Raw genomic sequence first — 14,748 nt, forward strand, 5'->3', positions numbered from 1 at the left:
GGTTATGCCGGGAGGCAACCGGGCGCGGCGATAGCACACCGCGCCGTGGAAGGATTAGGGCAGCACTTTCGCAGAGAGGATAACGACCGGTTTGGTCGGCACATTCTGGTATGGGCCGACGTTATGGGTCTGGACCTGGGAGATCTTATCCGCGACGTCCATACCTTTCACTACCTTGCCAAACACCGCATAGCCAAAGTCGCGCTGACCATGGTCAAGGAAGGCGTTATCCGCCACGTTGATGAAGAACTGGCTGGTGGCGCTATCCTGGTCGGCGGTACGCGCCATCGCGATGGTCCCGCGGGTGTTGCGCAGGCCGTTGTCTGCTTCATTCTTGATCGGCGGGTTAGGCTGTTTCTGCTGCATCTGCTCGTTAAAGCCGCCGCCCTGCACCATGAAACCCGGGATCACGCGGTGGAAGGTGGTGTTGTTGTAGAAGCCGCTGTTGACGTACTTCAGGAAGTTATCCACGGAAATCGGGGCTTTCTGACTGTTTAACTCAAGCTCAATGTTCCCTGCCGAGGTGGTCAGCAGCACATGCGGATCGCCCTTTGCCGCCATGGCCGGGGAGAACGCTGAAATGGCGAAAACGGCAGCCATCGCCGCCAGTGTTGATTTGAGCATGGAAATTCCTTAACGGAGCAGAATAAAAGCGAGTGCCTTGATTCTAAAGAGCCTTTGCATCCTGGGCCAGCCTTTTACCAAATTTTACTTAGCTGTAATAATTGTAACCGCGCAAACGTTCTCCTGTGCGGCGAATAAAGTGTGATACATGTCACATTAAACCATGCAAAAGATAACCACTTTCACAATAAACATTTGATTACATCACCTGAACGAATAAAATCTGTCCGCCCGGCGCAGCGTCAACGCGCTTTACCTTTCTATTCACAGGCCAGTCATGACTAACAGCAACCGTATTAAGCTCACATGGATCAGCTTCTTCTCCTACGCCCTGACCGGCGCGTTGGTGATCGTCACCGGGATGGTGATGGGTAACATTGCGGATTATTTCCATCTGCCCGTTTCCAGTATGAGCAACACCTTTACCTTTCTGAACGCCGGTATTCTGATCTCTATCTTCCTCAATGCCTGGCTGATGGAAATCGTGCCGCTGAAAACTCAGCTGCGCTTTGGCTTTATTCTGATGGTGCTGGCGGTGGCCGGCCTGATGCTCAGCCACAGCCTGGCGCTGTTTTCCGCGTCGATGTTCGTTCTCGGGCTGGTGAGCGGGATCACCATGTCGATCGGGACCTTCCTGATCACCCATATGTATGAAGGCCGTCAGCGCGGAGCGCGTCTGCTGTTTACCGACTCCTTCTTTAGCATGGCGGGAATGATTTTCCCGATGGTCGCCGCCGTCCTGCTGGCGCGCAGCATCGAGTGGTACTGGGTCTACGCCTGTATTGGTCTGGTGTATGTCGCCATTTTCGTCCTGACTTTCGGCTGTGATTTTCCGGTGTTGGGCAAAAAAGCGCAGAGCGAAAACAGCCAGCCGGTAGTGAAAGAGAAGTGGGGCATCGGCGTGCTGTTCCTCTCCGTTGCGGCGCTGTGCTACATCCTCGGTCAGCTGGGCTTTATCTCCTGGGTACCGGAATATGCGAAGAGCCTGGGCATGAGCCTCGGGGATGCCGGTAAACTGGTGAGCGATTTCTGGATGTCCTACATGATCGGCATGTGGTCATTCAGCTTCATCCTGCGCTTCTTCGACCTGCAGCGTATCTTAACCGTCCTCGCCGGGCTCGCGACGGTGCTGATGTACCTGTTTATCAATGGTTCCCCGGAGCATATGCCGTGGTTTATTCTGACCCTGGGCTTCTTCTCCAGCGCCATCTACACCTCGATCATTACGCTCGGCTCGCAGCAGACGCGGGTCGCTTCGCCGAAGCTGGTGAACTTTATCCTCACCTGCGGCACCATCGGCACCATGCTCACTTTCGTGGTCACCGGCCCGATTGTGGCTGCCAGCGGTCCACTGGCAGCGCTGCACACCGCTAACGGCCTCTATGCCGTGGTATTCGTGATGTGCTTTATCCTCGGCTTCGTCTCCCGTCACCGCCAGAACAACGCTCAGGCGGCGTCTCACTAAGCCTTCGGCCCCTTTGCGTCCGCAAGGGGGCTGTTCCTCATAAAAGAGAGCTCCTCGCCACCGCGGTCGGTCTGGATCCAGGTTTGCGCCAGCTGGGTGGTCGCGATCACCCTTCCCTGGCGAATTGACCAGCGCACAGGCACCTGGCAGCGGACGGCCTCAAAGCCATTCTCCGCCGGGAGAATGATCAGGTTAGCCGGGTTGCCGCTGACTATGCCGTAATCCTCCAGGCCAAATGTGCGGGCGCTGTTGTCGGTGATAAGCTTCAGGCCGTCGTTGATCTGCTGGTAGCCCATCAGCTGGCAGACGTGCAGCCCCATATGCAGGACCTGCAGCATATTGCCGGTCCCCAGCGGATACCACGGGTCAAAGACGTCATCATGACCAAAGCACACATTGATCCCCGCCGCCATCAGCTCCTTCACTCGGGTAATCCCCCGTCGCTTCGGATAGTCATCAAACCGGCCCTGCAGATGAATATTCACCAGCGGATTGGCGACAAAGTTGATACCGGAGAGCTTAAGCAGGCGGAACAGGCGCGAGGTATAAGCGCCATTATAGGAGTGCATGGCGGTGGTATGGCTGGCCGTCACCCGCGCCCCTATCCCCGCCTTTAACGCCAGCGCGGCAACGGTTTCAACAAAGCGCGACTGTTCATCGTCAATTTCATCGCAGTGAATATCCAGCGGGCGATCATATTTTTGCGCCAGCCGGAAGGCGATATGCAGCGACTCCACACCATATTCACGGGTGAACTCAAAATGCGGGATGGCCCCAACAACATCCGCCCCCAGCTTGAGGGCCTCCTCCAGCAGCGCTTCGCCATTGGGGTAAGAGAGGATCCCCTCCTGTGGAAAAGCAACTATCTGCAACTCGACCCATGGCGCGACCTCCCGTTTGACCTCCAGCATCGCCTTCAGCGCCGTTAATGTGGGATCGGAGACGTCGACATGAGTGCGGACAAACTGCACGCCATTGGCGATCTGCCACTTCAGGGTTTTCCACGCCCGGGCTTTGACGTCCTCATGGCTGAGCAGCGCTTTTCGCTCCGCCCAGCGCTCAATCCCCTCGAACAGGGTGCCGGACTGGTTCCAGTGCGGCTCGCCGGCCGTCTGGGTGGTATCCAGGTGGATATGCGGCTCAATAAAAGGCGGGATCGCTAGCCCGCCGCGAGCGTTCAACACCTCGTAGCTTTCGTCGCGCGCCTCGCCCATCGGCGTGATCTCGCCAAAGCGGCCCTTATCAATCGCTATTTGCCACAGGCCGTCGCGGTCTGCCAGGCGTACGTTCTGAATTAACCAAAGCGGCGCTGCTGTCATATCACCTTCTCCATTCAATATGGCTAGTTTTCTGCCCAACCCCAATCGCGGCCCATCCAATTCTTGTACACAAAATCAGCAAAAAGGAAAAGCCAGCGTTTTCCATAACTTAGAAAAATACAGACAAATCAATTATATACCCATTAAGTGGTAGGTGAAGTTGTCATTGATTTGCATCAATAAGCCTGATGGCTGAATCGTTAAGGTAGGCGGTAATAGAAAAGAAATCGAGGCAAAAATGAGCAAAGTCAGAATCGCTATCATCGGTAACGGCATGGTTGGCCATCGCTTTATCGAAGAGCTTCTCGATAAGGCGCCTGCCGGACAGTTCGACATTACCGTGTTCTGTGAAGAACCGCGTATCGCCTACGACCGTGTCCACCTGTCGTCTTATTTCTCCCACCATACCGCAGAAGAGCTGTCGCTGGTGCGCGAAGGTTTCTATGAGAAACACGGCGTCAAGGTGCTGGTCGGCGAACGGGCGATCACCATCAACCGCCAGGAGAAGGTGATCCACTCCAGCGCCGGGCGCACCGTGTTCTACGACAAGCTGATTATGGCGACCGGCTCATACCCCTGGATCCCGCCGATTAAAGGCGCGGAAACTCAGGATTGCTTCGTTTATCGCACCATCGAAGATCTTAACGCGATTGAATCCTGCGCCCGTCGCAGCAAACGCGGCGCGGTGGTCGGCGGTGGCCTGCTAGGCCTGGAAGCCGCAGGCGCCCTGAAAAACCTCGGCGTGGAAACCCACGTGATCGAGTTCGCGCCGATGCTGATGGCCGAGCAGCTCGACCAGATGGGCGGCGAGCAGCTGCGGCGCAAAATTGAAAGCATGGGCGTGAAAGTTCACACCAGTAAAAATACCAAAGAGATCGTCCAGCAGGGCACCGAGGCGCGTAAAACCATGCACTTCGCCGACGGTAGCGAGCTGCAGGTCGATTTCATCGTCTTCTCAACCGGGATCCGCCCGCGCGATAAGCTGGCCACCCAGTGCGGGCTGGCGGTCGCCCAGCGCGGCGGCATCATGGTCAACGATAGCTGCCAGACCTCCGACCCGGACATCTACGCCATCGGGGAATGCGCCAGCTGGAACAACCGCGTGTATGGCCTCGTCGCCCCGGGTTATAAAATGGCCCAGGTGGCCGTCGACCATCTCCTCGGCAGTGAAAACAGCTTCACCGGCGCCGACCTCAGCGCCAAGCTGAAGCTGCTGGGTGTGGACGTGGGCGGGATCGGCGATGCCCACGGCCGTACGCCGGGCGCCCGCAGCTACGTCTATCTCGACGAAAGCAAAGAAGTTTATAAGCGCCTGATCGTCAGCGCCGACAATAAAACGCTGCTCGGCGCGGTGCTGGTCGGTGACACCAGCGACTATGGCAATCTGCTGCAACTGGTGCTCAACGCTATCGAGCTGCCGGAAAATCCGGATTCGCTGATCCTTCCGGCCCACGCCGGCAGCGGCAAGCCGTCGATCGGCGTCGATAAACTGCCGGACAGCGCGCAGATCTGCTCCTGCTTTGACGTCAGTAAAGGCGACCTGATCGCCGCCATCAACAAAGGCTGCCACACCGTCGCGGCGCTGAAAGCGGAAACCAAAGCCGGAACCGGCTGCGGGGGTTGTATCCCTCTGGTGACGCAGGTGCTCAATGCCGAACTGGCGAAACAGGGCATCGAGGTCAACAACAACCTGTGCGAACACTTCGCTTACTCCCGCCAGGAGCTGTTCCACCTGATCCGCGTGGAAGGCATTAAAACCTTCGACGAACTGCTGGAAAAACACGGTCAGGGTTATGGCTGCGAGATCTGTAAGCCGACCGTCGGCTCTCTGCTGGCCTCCTGCTGGAATGAGTACATCCTCAAACCGCAGCACACGCCGCTGCAGGACACCAACGACAACTTCCTTGCCAACATTCAGAAAGATGGCACCTACTCGGTGATCCCGCGCTCCGCTGGCGGCGAAATCACGCCGGAAGGGCTGGTCGCCGTGGGCCGTATCGCGCGTGAATTCAATCTGTACACCAAAATCACCGGCTCCCAGCGCATCGGCCTGTTTGGCGCGCAGAAAGACGACCTGCCGGAGATCTGGCGTCAGCTGATTGAAGCGGGCTTCGAAACCGGCCACGCCTACGCCAAAGCGCTGCGGATGGCGAAAACCTGCGTCGGTAGCACCTGGTGCCGCTACGGGGTCGGCGACAGCGTCGGCTTCGGCGTGGAACTGGAAAACCGCTACAAAGGCATCCGCACCCCGCACAAAATGAAGTTCGGCGTCTCCGGCTGCACCCGCGAATGTGCGGAGGCCCAGGGCAAAGACGTGGGGATCATCGCCACCGAGAAAGGCTGGAACCTGTACGTGTGCGGTAATGGCGGGATGAAGCCGCGCCACGCCGATCTGCTGGCCGCGGACCTTGATCGCGAGACGCTGATTAAGTATCTCGACCGCTTTATGATGTTCTACATCCGCACCGCCGATAAGCTGACCCGCACCGCGCCGTGGCTGGACAACATGGAAGGCGGCATCGACTATCTGCGCAGCGTCATCATCGATGACAAGCTGGGCCTGAACGACCATCTGGAAGAGGAGCTGGCTCGCCTGCGCGCCGCCTTCGCCTGCGAGTGGACCGAAACCGTCAACAACCCGGCGGCGCAGACCCGCTTCAAACACTTTATCAACAGCGACCAGCGCGACCCGAACGTACAGGTGGTGCCGGAACGTGACCAGCACCGCCCGGCCACGCCCTATGAGCGCATCCCGGTCACGCTGGTGGAGGAAAACGTATGAGCCAGTGGGTAAACATCTGCAAAATTGACGACATCCTGCCGGCCACCGGCGTCTGCGCGCTGCTCGGCCAGCAGCAGGTGGCAGTCTTCCGTCCCTACCAGGACGACAGGGTATTCGCCATCAGCAACATTGACCCGTTCTTCAACGCCAGCGTGCTGTCTCGCGGGATTATCGCCGAACATGACGGCGCGCTATGGGTTGCCAGCCCGCTGAAAAAGCAGCGCTTCCGCCTGAGCGACGGCCTGTGCATGGAAGATGCCAGCCACTCCATCGCCCGCTTCGACGCCCGGGTGAAAGACGGCCAGGTGCAGCTTAAAGCGTAAGTCCTCTTCCTCCCCCCGGCTACGGGGGGAGACATAAGCAACACTTCTGACCGACAACGCATGAGTGCGGGATAAGTCGCATGTTTTGTATTACCTTTGCTGCTATTCTACGACCACGCATTTTCTACCCCTTATTTTCATGAGGTTATTCTGTGGATCACTTACCCATATTCTGCCAGTTGCGCCAGCGGGATTGTTTACTGGTTGGCGGCGGGGATGTCGCCGAACGCAAGGCCCGTCTGCTACTGGATGCTGGCGCAAACGTCACGGTCAATGCGCTCGACTTCACCCCGCAGTTTCAGGTGTGGGCCGATTCACAGATGCTAACCCTGGTGCAGGGGGAGTTTATCCCCTCGCTGCTGGACACCTGCTGGCTGGCCATTGCCGCTACCGATAATGAGACGGTGAACCAGCAGGTCAGCGATGCAGCCGAAGCGCGGCGTATCTTCTGTAACGTGGTGGATGCCCCGCGCCAGGCCAGCTTTATTATGCCGTCCATCATCGACCGCTCGCCGCTGATGGTCGCCGTCTCTTCGGGCGGGACATCGCCGGTGCTGGCGCGCCTGCTGCGCGAGAAGCTGGAGTCAGTCTTACCCCTGCATCTCGGCCAGCTGGCCCGCTATGCCGGCCATCTGCGCGCGCGCGTTAAGCAGCAGTTTGCCAGCGTGGGCGAACGCCGCCGCTTTTGGGAGAAGCTGTTTGTGAACGACCGGCTGGCGCAGTCGCTGGCCAATGACGATCGGCAGGCGGTGGCGGATACCACCGAGCAGCTGCTGACGGAGCCGTTGGAGCATCGCGGCGAGGTCGTCCTGGTTGGCGCCGGCCCCGGCGACGCCGGGCTGCTCACGCTCAAAGGCCTGCAGCAGATCCAGCAGGCCGACGTGGTGGTTTATGACCGGCTGGTTTCCGACGACATCATGAATCTGGTGCGTCGCGATGCCGACCGGGTGTTCGTCGGCAAACGTTCTGGCTACCACTGCGTCCCGCAGGAGGAGATCAACCAGATCCTGCTGCGTGAAGCGCAAAAAGGAAAACGCGTGGTCCGGCTGAAAGGCGGCGATCCCTTTATCTTTGGCCGCGGAGGGGAAGAGCTGGAAACCCTCTGTGAGGCGGGCATCCCCTTCTCCGTTGTTCCAGGCATCACCGCCGCCTCCGGCTGCTCCGCCTACTCGGGGATCCCGTTAACACACCGCGATTTCGCCCAGGGCGTCCGCCTGGTCACCGGCCATCTGAAAACCGGCGGCGAGCTGGACTGGGCAAACCTGGCAGTGGAGAAGCAAACCCTGGTGTTCTACATGGGCCTGAACCAGGCGCCGGCGATCCGCGAGAAGCTCATTGCTCACGGCATGGCGGAAGATATGCCCGCCGCCATCGTCGAGAACGGCACCGCCGTGTCGCAAAAAGTGGTCAGCGGCACCTTAGGGCAACTGGATATCCTGGCGCAGCAGATGGCTAGTCCGGCGCTGATCATCGTCGGCCGCGTGGTCGGCCTGCGGGATAAACTGAACTGGTTCTCGAACCACTAATCTTCGCCTCCCCCGCGTGGACGACAGACATAAAAAAGGCGGGATAATATCCCGCCTTTTTAGCTGTTGCGTCGCTTACGGCCTGGCGACAAAACCAATCGCTTCGTATACCGCTTTCAGGGTCTGAGAAGCGCGCGCGCTGGCTTTCTCTGCGCCGTCTTTCATTACCTGGTTGAGAAACGCTTCGTCGTTACGGAAACGGTGATAGCGCTCCTGCAGCTCAGTCAGCATGCCCGACACCGCTTCAGCGACTTCGCCTTTCAGGTGGCCATACATTTTGCCTTCAAAATGCTGCTCCAGCTCAGGAATGGTTTTCCCGGTGACCGCGGAGAGGATATCCAGCAGGTTGGAGACACCCGCTTTTTCTTTCAGGTCGTAGCGTACCACCGGCGGCTCGTCGGAGTCGGTCACCGCGCGTTTGATCTTCTTGACCACCGATTTCGGATCTTCCAGCAGGCCGATGACGTTGTTGCGGTTGTCGTCGGACTTGGACATCTTCCTGGTCGGCTCCAGCAGCGACATCACGCGTGCGCCGGACTTCGGAATAAACGGCTCAGGCACTTTAAAGACATCGCCATAGATGGCGTTAAAACGCTGGGCGATATCGCGGCTCAGTTCCAGGTGCTGTTTCTGATCTTCCCCTACCGGAACCTGGTTGGTCTGATACAGCAGAATGTCAGCGGCCATCAGTACCGGGTAATCAAACAGACCGGCGTTGATGTTTTCCGCGTAGCGTGCGGACTTGTCTTTAAACTGGGTCATGCGGCTCAGTTCGCCGAAATAGGTGTAGCAGTTCAGCGCCCAGCCTAACTGGGCGTGTTCCGGCACGTGCGACTGAACGAAGATGGTGCTTTTTTGCGGATCGATGCCGCAGGCCAGATACAGCGCCAGGGTATCCAGGGTCGCCTTGCGCAGCTGCTGCGGATCCTGGCGCACGGTAATGGCGTGTTGGTCCACGATGCAATAGATGCAGTGGTAATCGTCCTGCATGTTTACCCACTGACGCAGCGCACCCATGTAGTTGCCAATGGTCAGTTCACCTGAGGGCTGTGCGCCACTAAAAACGATGGGCTTAGTCATGTTTCAATTCCTGAGTTTCACTGTGCGGTAACCCGAGAGCGGGTAAGAGTTCATTAAACTGGTCGAAGAGATAGTCCGGCTCGCTCAGCGCAAGCGGTTCGCCATAGTTATAACCGTAGGTCAGGCCGACAGAGCAGCAGCCTGCCGCTTTGGCCGCCTGAATATCATTGCGCGAATCGCCGACGAACAGCAGCTCGGCAGGAGCCAGAGAGAGCTTTTCCGCCACCAGCAGCAGCGGTTCCGGATGCGGCTTTTTATTCTGCACGTCATCGCCGCCAATCACCACGGTAAAATATTTCGCGATATCGAGCGCGTCCAGCAGCGGGGCGACAAACGGCGTCGGCTTATTGGTGACCAGTGCCAGCGGCAGGCCTTTGGCATGCAGCGCGCCGAGCGTATCGGCCACCGCCGGGAACAGGAAGCTACCCTCTTCCGCCGTTTCGGCGTAATAGCGGTCAAACAGTTTACGCAAAATGCGCAGCTGTTCGTCTTGCGGAATATCATGATCGTCGACGGAAGGCTTACCCATCGCCGCCCGTAACGTCGCACGCTCCTGACGAGCCCAGGTCAGCGCCCGCTCCATCAGGACATCGGCGCCGTTGCCGATCCAGGTGACAACGCGTTCTTCTCCCGCCACCGGCAACTCCAGGGCGTAGAGGGCGTTATCAACCGCCGAGGTTAGACCCGGCGCACTGTCCACCAGCGTGCCGTCGAGATCAAACGCGATGCCGCGGATCGCCTGTAATTTATCCATGACTCACCTTCGCTAATTCACTACGCATTTGATCAATCACTTTCTTGTAGTCCGGCTGACCGAAGATCGCCGAACCGGCAACAAACATATCCGCACCCGCCGCGGCGATTTCGCCAATATTGCTGGCTTTCACGCCGCCATCCACTTCCAGGCGAATATCGTAGCCAGAAGCATCGATGCGCTGGCGTACTTCACGCAGTTTATCCAGCGTCTGGGGAATAAAGGACTGGCCGCCAAAGCCCGGGTTAACCGACATCAGCAGGATCACGTCCAGCTTATCCATCACGTAATCGAGGTAGCTCAGGGACGTCGCCGGGTTAAACACCAGGCCCGCTTTACAGCCGTGCTCTTTAATCAGCTGCAGGCTGCGATCGACGTGTTCGGAGGCTTCAGGATGGAAGGTGATGATGCTGGCGCCGGCTTCGGCAAAATCAGGAATGATGCGGTCGACCGGCTTTACCATCAGGTGGACGTCGATTGGCGCGGTAATACCGTAATTGCGCAGCGACTTCAGCACCATCGGGCCAATCGTCAGATTCGGCACGTAGTGGTTGTCCATGACGTCGAAGTGCACGACATCCGCACCCGCCGCCAGCGCCTTCGCGGTATCCTCACCCAGACGGGCAAAATCAGCTGACAGAATCGAAGGGGCAATCAAATACTGCTTCATCCGCATCTCCTTGAAATTTATTTGGTCTTAGGCGGACGGTAGAGCGCTAACAGCTCATCCACCTTTTTACGCGTACCACCGTTGCTGCTGATGCTGCGCCGAACCTTCACAATATGTGTTTCTGCCGCGTTTTTATACCATTCCTGCGTCAACGGTGTGCGGTGGTTGGAAATCAGCACCGGGATCCGCTTTTTCATCAGCGATTCCGCCTTTTGCGCCAGCAGTACCTGTTGTTCCAGATTGAAGCTGTTGGTGTGGTAGGCGGTAAAGTTCGCCGTCGCCGTCAGCGGCGCATAGGGTGGATCGCAATATACCACCGCGCGGCTATCTGCACGTTGCATGCACTCTTCATACGATTCGCAGTAAAACTCGGCGTTTTGCGCTTTCTCGGCGAAATGATAGAGCTCTGCCTCGGGGAAATAGGGCTTTTTATAGCGGCCAAACGGCACATTAAACTCGCCGCGCAGATTGTAGCGACACAGGCCGTTGTAGCCGTGGCGATTCAGATACAGGAACAGCACCGCGCGACGCAGCGGATCCTGGCTTTGGTTGAATTCATCACGATACTGGTAGTAGCGCTCAGCGACGTTGTTTTCCGGGACAAACATCTCACGCGCAGCGGCGACGTATTCGTCGGTACGCAATTTAACGATGTTGTACAGGCCAATTAAGTCACTGTTGATATCCGCGAGGATATAACGAGAAAAGTCGGTATTGAGAAATACCGACCCGGCGCCCACAAAGGGCTCGATTAAGCACTCGCCTTCCGGCAAATGCTTTTTAATATCGTCAAGCAGGGGGTACTTCCCCCCTGCCCACTTCAGAAAAGCGCGATTCTTTTTCATGCTGCCTAACTAATTACACGTTCTCCGGCTGTGGAGAAAGCTCCGACAGCATCCTGCGCTTAAGACTACCCCACGGCATTATTTCAGGTCAGCCTGTACCTGATGCAGTGGTTTTGCCCATGGATTTTTCGCCTGCACGTCCGCCGGCAGCGAGGTGACAGCGCGTTTCGCTTCTTCTTTCGAAGCATAGATACCGCTCACCAGCACGTACCACGGTTGGCCGTTACGCGACGTTTCATAGACAACATATCTATCCAGCTTCTCTTTCTTCGCCCAGTTGTTCAGGTTGTCGTAGTTAGAGGAGCTGCTGAGCTGCAGGGTATAGTTACCCGACGGCGCAGATTTCATTGAGCTCACGTCACCTGCCGTTTTACCGCTCTTCGCGGCTGGCGCTGCCGTTGCGGCTGGCGCGGCAGTGGTGGTGGACGCTGTTGCTACCGGTTTGCTCTGCGCTGTTGCCACCGGTTTGCTTTCGGTTACGGTGGTTTTCGCCGGGACGGTAGTCGCCGCGCTTTCAACATGCTTCGGCTGAACCGGCTTCGTTTCTACCGGCGCTTTTGCCACGGCCTGAGGCTTCGTCTGCGGCTTCGCTTCGATAACGGTGTGCTTACGCTCTGCCGGACGCGGCGTTGCAGCCGTCTGACGCTCGGTCGCCTGGCGCGGCGCCGCAGTGCTATTGGCGCCATTACGGATCGGCGCGACGGTTGCCGGTTCAGTTGGCAGCGTCGAGTTAGCCACGGCGCCGTCCAGCTGGCCCTGCTGCTGGGTCAGCGCATTGTTCAGATCGCCCTGAACTTCAATACGCTGCTGGCCCTGCGGCTCTGATACTGCCTGGCCCTGCGTCGGGTTCGCGGCAATAGGCGGAACCGTTACGTCCTGCTGTGGGGTGGTGTTGGCCGCAGCAGTCTGATCCTGACCGGTAGCAGGCGTGCTGGTGGACTGATCGTCAGACAAATTAATGCTCTTCTCGCCGGAAGCGGTCTGCTGGCTGGACGAGGATGGCGATTTCAGCGCAGAACCAATACCCACGATTAACAGCAGCAGCACCAGAATCCCCACGCCCATCATGATGTACTGACGGGAGGCAGGTTTGGCCGGCGCTTTTTTACGCTTGCGCGGACGACGCTCTACAGGCTGCTCTTCGAGCAGTTCCTCGTCTTCCGCATCCAGTTCTTCTTCGAACTCTTCCTCTTCACGCTCGCGACGGGCCTTACCGGCGCGCGTCGGACGGCCTTCATCGGCATCAAGATCGACGTCGTCAAAATTGATCTGCGGATCGGCATCACGCTCGGAAGACTGACGGGAACGACCAGCACGACGATCGTTGCGATCGGCTTTCATATCGTCTTCTGGTTTGAAATCATCCATTTAACACCCCACTAAAAGGCTTATGCTCACGATTATTGCACATCACCCGAAATGATAACGCCGCGCGAACGCGGCCAGACCTTCTTATTGTTGCGCCTGCTGAGTATCAGCAATCGCGCCAAGAACCACATCATGCGGCACTCCGCCGCGCAGCTCGCTGCTTCCTATTGCGAGCGGGAGCACCAGCCGCATGTCGCCCGCCAGTACTTTTTTATCGCGCATCATATGGGGCAAATACGCCTGCGCACTCATCTCCTGCGGGCCGCGTACCGGTAAGCCTGCACGCTTGAGCAGATCGATAATGCGCTGTGTATCCTGCGCGCGGAACTGCCCCAGCCGTTCGGACGTATGCGCCGCCATCACCATACCTGCCGCCACCGCTTCGCCGTGCAGCCAGTTACCGTAGCCCATTTCCGCCTCGATAGCATGGCCGAAGGTATGTCCAAGATTGAGTAAAGCACGTAACCCGGTTTCACGCTCGTCGGCAGCCACAACTTCCGCTTTCAGCTCACAGCAACGGCGAATACAGTACGCCATCGCTTTTTCATCCAGCGCCAGCAGCGCATCAATGTTGTTTTCCAGCCAGCTGAAGAATTCGCCGTCGAGGATCACACCGTACTTGATGACCTCAGCCAGTCCGGAAGCGAGTTCACGCGCCGGGAGGGTCTTCAGACAGTTAAGATCAACCACCACCGAAACCGGCTGCCAGAAGGCGCCAATCATATTTTTGCCGAGAGGATGGTTCACTGCGGTTTTGCCGCCGACCGACGAATCGACCTGTGACAGCAGAGTGGTAGGGACCTGGATAAAACGCACCCCGCGCTGATAGCTTGCCGCGGCGAAACCGGTTAAATCACCAATTACGCCACCGCCAAGCGCCACCAGCGTGGTGTCGCGGCCATGCGGTTTTTGCAACAGCGCGGTAAAAACAGTATCCATCACCGCCAGGCTTTTATACTGCTCGCCATCGGGCAGGATCACGCTGTCAACGTTGACCCCTGCCTGCTCCAGCACAGAGCGGACGGTATCCAGATAAAGCGGCGCCAGCGTTTCGTTGGTGACCAGCATAGCCTGGTCGCCCGACTTGAGTGGCAGGAAGGAAGCTGGATCGTTAAACAAACCAGCCGCGATGGTAATCGGGTAACTACGTTCCCCGAGGGTAACAGTAAGCCTCTCCATAACGCGACGTCCACCTCAGTGACTTTTACTCTGACGCACTTTTATTAAGCCAGAATCAATTGCTTTCCAGCATATGAATAATCTGGTTCGCGACGACTTTCGCACTCTGATCGTCTGTGCGGATAGTCACATCGGCGATCTCTTCATACAGCGGGTTACGCTCGTCAGCCAGCGCTTCCAGCACTTCACGAGGCGGCGCATCGACTTGTAGCAAAGGACGCTTTTTATCGCGCTGCGTACGGGCCAACTGCTTCTCGATTGTCGTTTCCAGGTAGACCACCACGCCGCGGGCGGAGAGACGGTTACGCGTTTCACGGGATTTTACAGAGCCGCCGCCAGTCGCCAGCACAATCCCCTGTTTTTCCGTCAACTCATTGATAATTTTTTCTTCACGGTCGCGGAAGCCTTCTTCGCCTTCAACATCGAAGACCCAGCCCACATCAGCGCCAGTGCGTTTCTCAATTTCTTGATCGGAATCGTAAAATTCCATGTTGAGCTGTTGGGCTAACTGACGCCCAATAGTGCTTTTGCCGGCACCCATAGGCCCAACCAGAAAGATATTGCGTTTCTCTGCCATTTTTTCGGTACTACTAAGACTATTCGTTAATGATAAACCCGCTTCGCAGACACCCAGCGCCGCAGGGCATGAACTGAAACCTCATATGCAATAGAGCGAGAGTCAGACTAAAAATTATCTCAATACTCCGGCTGGTTTGGCAACTGAATAAAATCGCCGGACAATAAAGGGAGGATTGATGTCGTACCCGACTCTCAAATCGGTACCCCTTGTATGCTAAATCCGTCCTCACGTCA

13 protein-coding genes are annotated in these 14,748 nt (G+C 57.5%); 4 read left to right on the forward strand and 9 right to left on the reverse strand.

The annotated features are described in order from the left end of the window. Nucleotides 1-54: 54 nt before the first annotated feature. A complete protein-coding gene (gene ppiA, locus NKJ21_RS09305) occupies nt 55-624 on the reverse strand; it encodes a peptidylprolyl isomerase A (RefSeq protein WP_002920238.1) in 570 nt (189 codons plus the stop codon). Nucleotides 625-901: 277 nt separating this feature from the next. Here ppiA and tsgA point away from each other — a divergent pair, with 277 nt between their 5' ends. Beyond that, the gene (tsgA, locus tag NKJ21_RS09310) at nt 902-2,089 is read left to right on the forward strand and encodes an MFS transporter TsgA (RefSeq protein ID WP_002920240.1); all 1,188 of its coding nucleotides are present in this window, start codon (nt 902-904) and stop codon (nt 2,087-2,089) included. Here the strand turns inward: tsgA and NKJ21_RS09315 are convergent. Continuing rightward, complete coding sequence (locus tag NKJ21_RS09315; protein ID WP_008807026.1) at nt 2,086-3,408, reverse strand: cytosine deaminase; 1,323 nt, start codon at nt 3,406-3,408, stop codon at nt 2,086-2,088. The genes tsgA and NKJ21_RS09315 overlap by 4 nt on opposite strands. Before the next feature lie 238 nt (nt 3,409-3,646). On the opposite strand from NKJ21_RS09315, the gene nirB reads away from it, so the two are divergent. The 3 genes from nirB to cysG all read left to right on the forward strand — a co-directional run bounded on the left by nirB (nt 3,647) and on the right by cysG (nt 8,039). Continuing rightward, entirely contained in the window at nt 3,647-6,190 is a 2,544-nt protein-coding gene (gene nirB / locus NKJ21_RS09320; RefSeq protein ID WP_008807025.1) for a nitrite reductase large subunit NirB, read from the forward strand. After that, entirely contained in the window at nt 6,187-6,513 is a 327-nt protein-coding gene (gene nirD, locus NKJ21_RS09325; protein ID WP_012540420.1) for a nitrite reductase small subunit NirD, read from the forward strand. Before nirB ends, nirD begins: the two co-directional genes overlap by 4 nt. 152 nt (nt 6,514-6,665) lie before the next feature. Next, nucleotides 6,666-8,039 (forward strand): siroheme synthase CysG, encoded by a 1,374-nt coding sequence (cysG, locus tag NKJ21_RS09330; protein ID WP_012967144.1) that lies wholly within the window; start codon nt 6,666-6,668, stop codon nt 8,037-8,039. A gap of 75 nt (nt 8,040-8,114) precedes the next feature. Here the strand turns inward: cysG and trpS are convergent, their stop codons facing one another. From trpS to aroK, 7 genes are all read right to left on the reverse strand, one after another. Next, nucleotides 8,115-9,119, reverse strand: a complete 1,005-nt coding sequence (trpS, locus tag NKJ21_RS09335) for a tryptophan--tRNA ligase (protein ID WP_008807022.1) — start codon at nt 9,117-9,119, stop codon at nt 8,115-8,117. Then, nucleotides 9,112-9,873 (reverse strand): phosphoglycolate phosphatase, encoded by a 762-nt coding sequence (gph, locus tag NKJ21_RS09340; protein WP_012540418.1) that lies wholly within the window; start codon nt 9,871-9,873, stop codon nt 9,112-9,114. The genes trpS and gph overlap by 8 nt, the downstream gene beginning before the upstream one ends. Further along, entirely contained in the window at nt 9,866-10,543 is a 678-nt protein-coding gene (rpe, locus tag NKJ21_RS09345) for a ribulose-phosphate 3-epimerase (protein ID WP_008807020.1), read from the reverse strand. The genes gph and rpe overlap by 8 nt, the downstream gene beginning before the upstream one ends. Before the next feature lie 17 nt (nt 10,544-10,560). Next, complete coding sequence (gene dam / locus NKJ21_RS09350) at nt 10,561-11,388, reverse strand: adenine-specific DNA-methyltransferase (RefSeq protein WP_008807019.1); 828 nt, start codon at nt 11,386-11,388, stop codon at nt 10,561-10,563. A 78-nt stretch (nt 11,389-11,466) separates the two neighbouring features. After that, a complete protein-coding gene (gene damX / locus NKJ21_RS09355; RefSeq protein ID WP_032733878.1) occupies nt 11,467-12,756 on the reverse strand; it encodes a cell division protein DamX in 1,290 nt (429 codons plus the stop codon). 84 nt (nt 12,757-12,840) lie between these two features. Further along, nucleotides 12,841-13,935, reverse strand: a complete 1,095-nt coding sequence (gene aroB, locus NKJ21_RS09360) for a 3-dehydroquinate synthase (protein ID WP_008807017.1) — start codon at nt 13,933-13,935, stop codon at nt 12,841-12,843. A gap of 55 nt (nt 13,936-13,990) precedes the next feature. Continuing rightward, nucleotides 13,991-14,512, reverse strand: a complete 522-nt coding sequence (aroK, locus tag NKJ21_RS09365; RefSeq protein ID WP_002920267.1) for a shikimate kinase AroK — start codon at nt 14,510-14,512, stop codon at nt 13,991-13,993. Nucleotides 14,513-14,748: the final 236 nt, after the last annotated feature.

The sequence above is a fragment of the Klebsiella sp. SWET4 genome (assembly GCF_024296565.1).
GTDB classification, from domain to species: Bacteria; Pseudomonadota; Gammaproteobacteria; order Enterobacterales; family Enterobacteriaceae; genus Klebsiella; species Klebsiella variicola.

Coding starts and splice junctions, on each gene's coding strand:
- nirD (WP_012540420.1), top strand. CDS start 6,187: ATGAGCCAGTGGGTAAACATCTGCAAAATTGACGACATCCTGCCGGCC.
- dam (WP_008807019.1), bottom strand. CDS start 11,388: ATGAAAAAGAATCGCGCTTTTCTGAAGTGGGCAGGGGGGAAGTACCCC.
- aroK (WP_002920267.1), bottom strand. CDS start 14,512: ATGGCAGAGAAACGCAATATCTTTCTGGTTGGGCCTATGGGTGCCGGC.
- rpe (WP_008807020.1), bottom strand. CDS start 10,543: ATGAAGCAGTATTTGATTGCCCCTTCGATTCTGTCAGCTGATTTTGCC.
- gph (WP_012540418.1), bottom strand. CDS start 9,873: ATGGATAAATTACAGGCGATCCGCGGCATCGCGTTTGATCTCGACGGC.
- damX (WP_032733878.1), bottom strand. CDS start 12,756: ATGGATGATTTCAAACCAGAAGACGATATGAAAGCCGATCGCAACGAT.
- NKJ21_RS09315 (WP_008807026.1), bottom strand. CDS start 3,408: ATGACAGCAGCGCCGCTTTGGTTAATTCAGAACGTACGCCTGGCAGAC.
- tsgA (WP_002920240.1), top strand. CDS start 902: ATGACTAACAGCAACCGTATTAAGCTCACATGGATCAGCTTCTTCTCC.
- ppiA (WP_002920238.1), bottom strand. CDS start 624: ATGCTCAAATCAACACTGGCGGCGATGGCTGCCGTTTTCGCCATTTCA.
- aroB (WP_008807017.1), bottom strand. CDS start 13,935: ATGGAGAGGCTTACTGTTACCCTCGGGGAACGTAGTTACCCGATTACC.
- trpS (WP_008807022.1), bottom strand. CDS start 9,119: ATGACTAAGCCCATCGTTTTTAGTGGCGCACAGCCCTCAGGTGAACTG.
- nirB (WP_008807025.1), top strand. CDS start 3,647: ATGAGCAAAGTCAGAATCGCTATCATCGGTAACGGCATGGTTGGCCAT.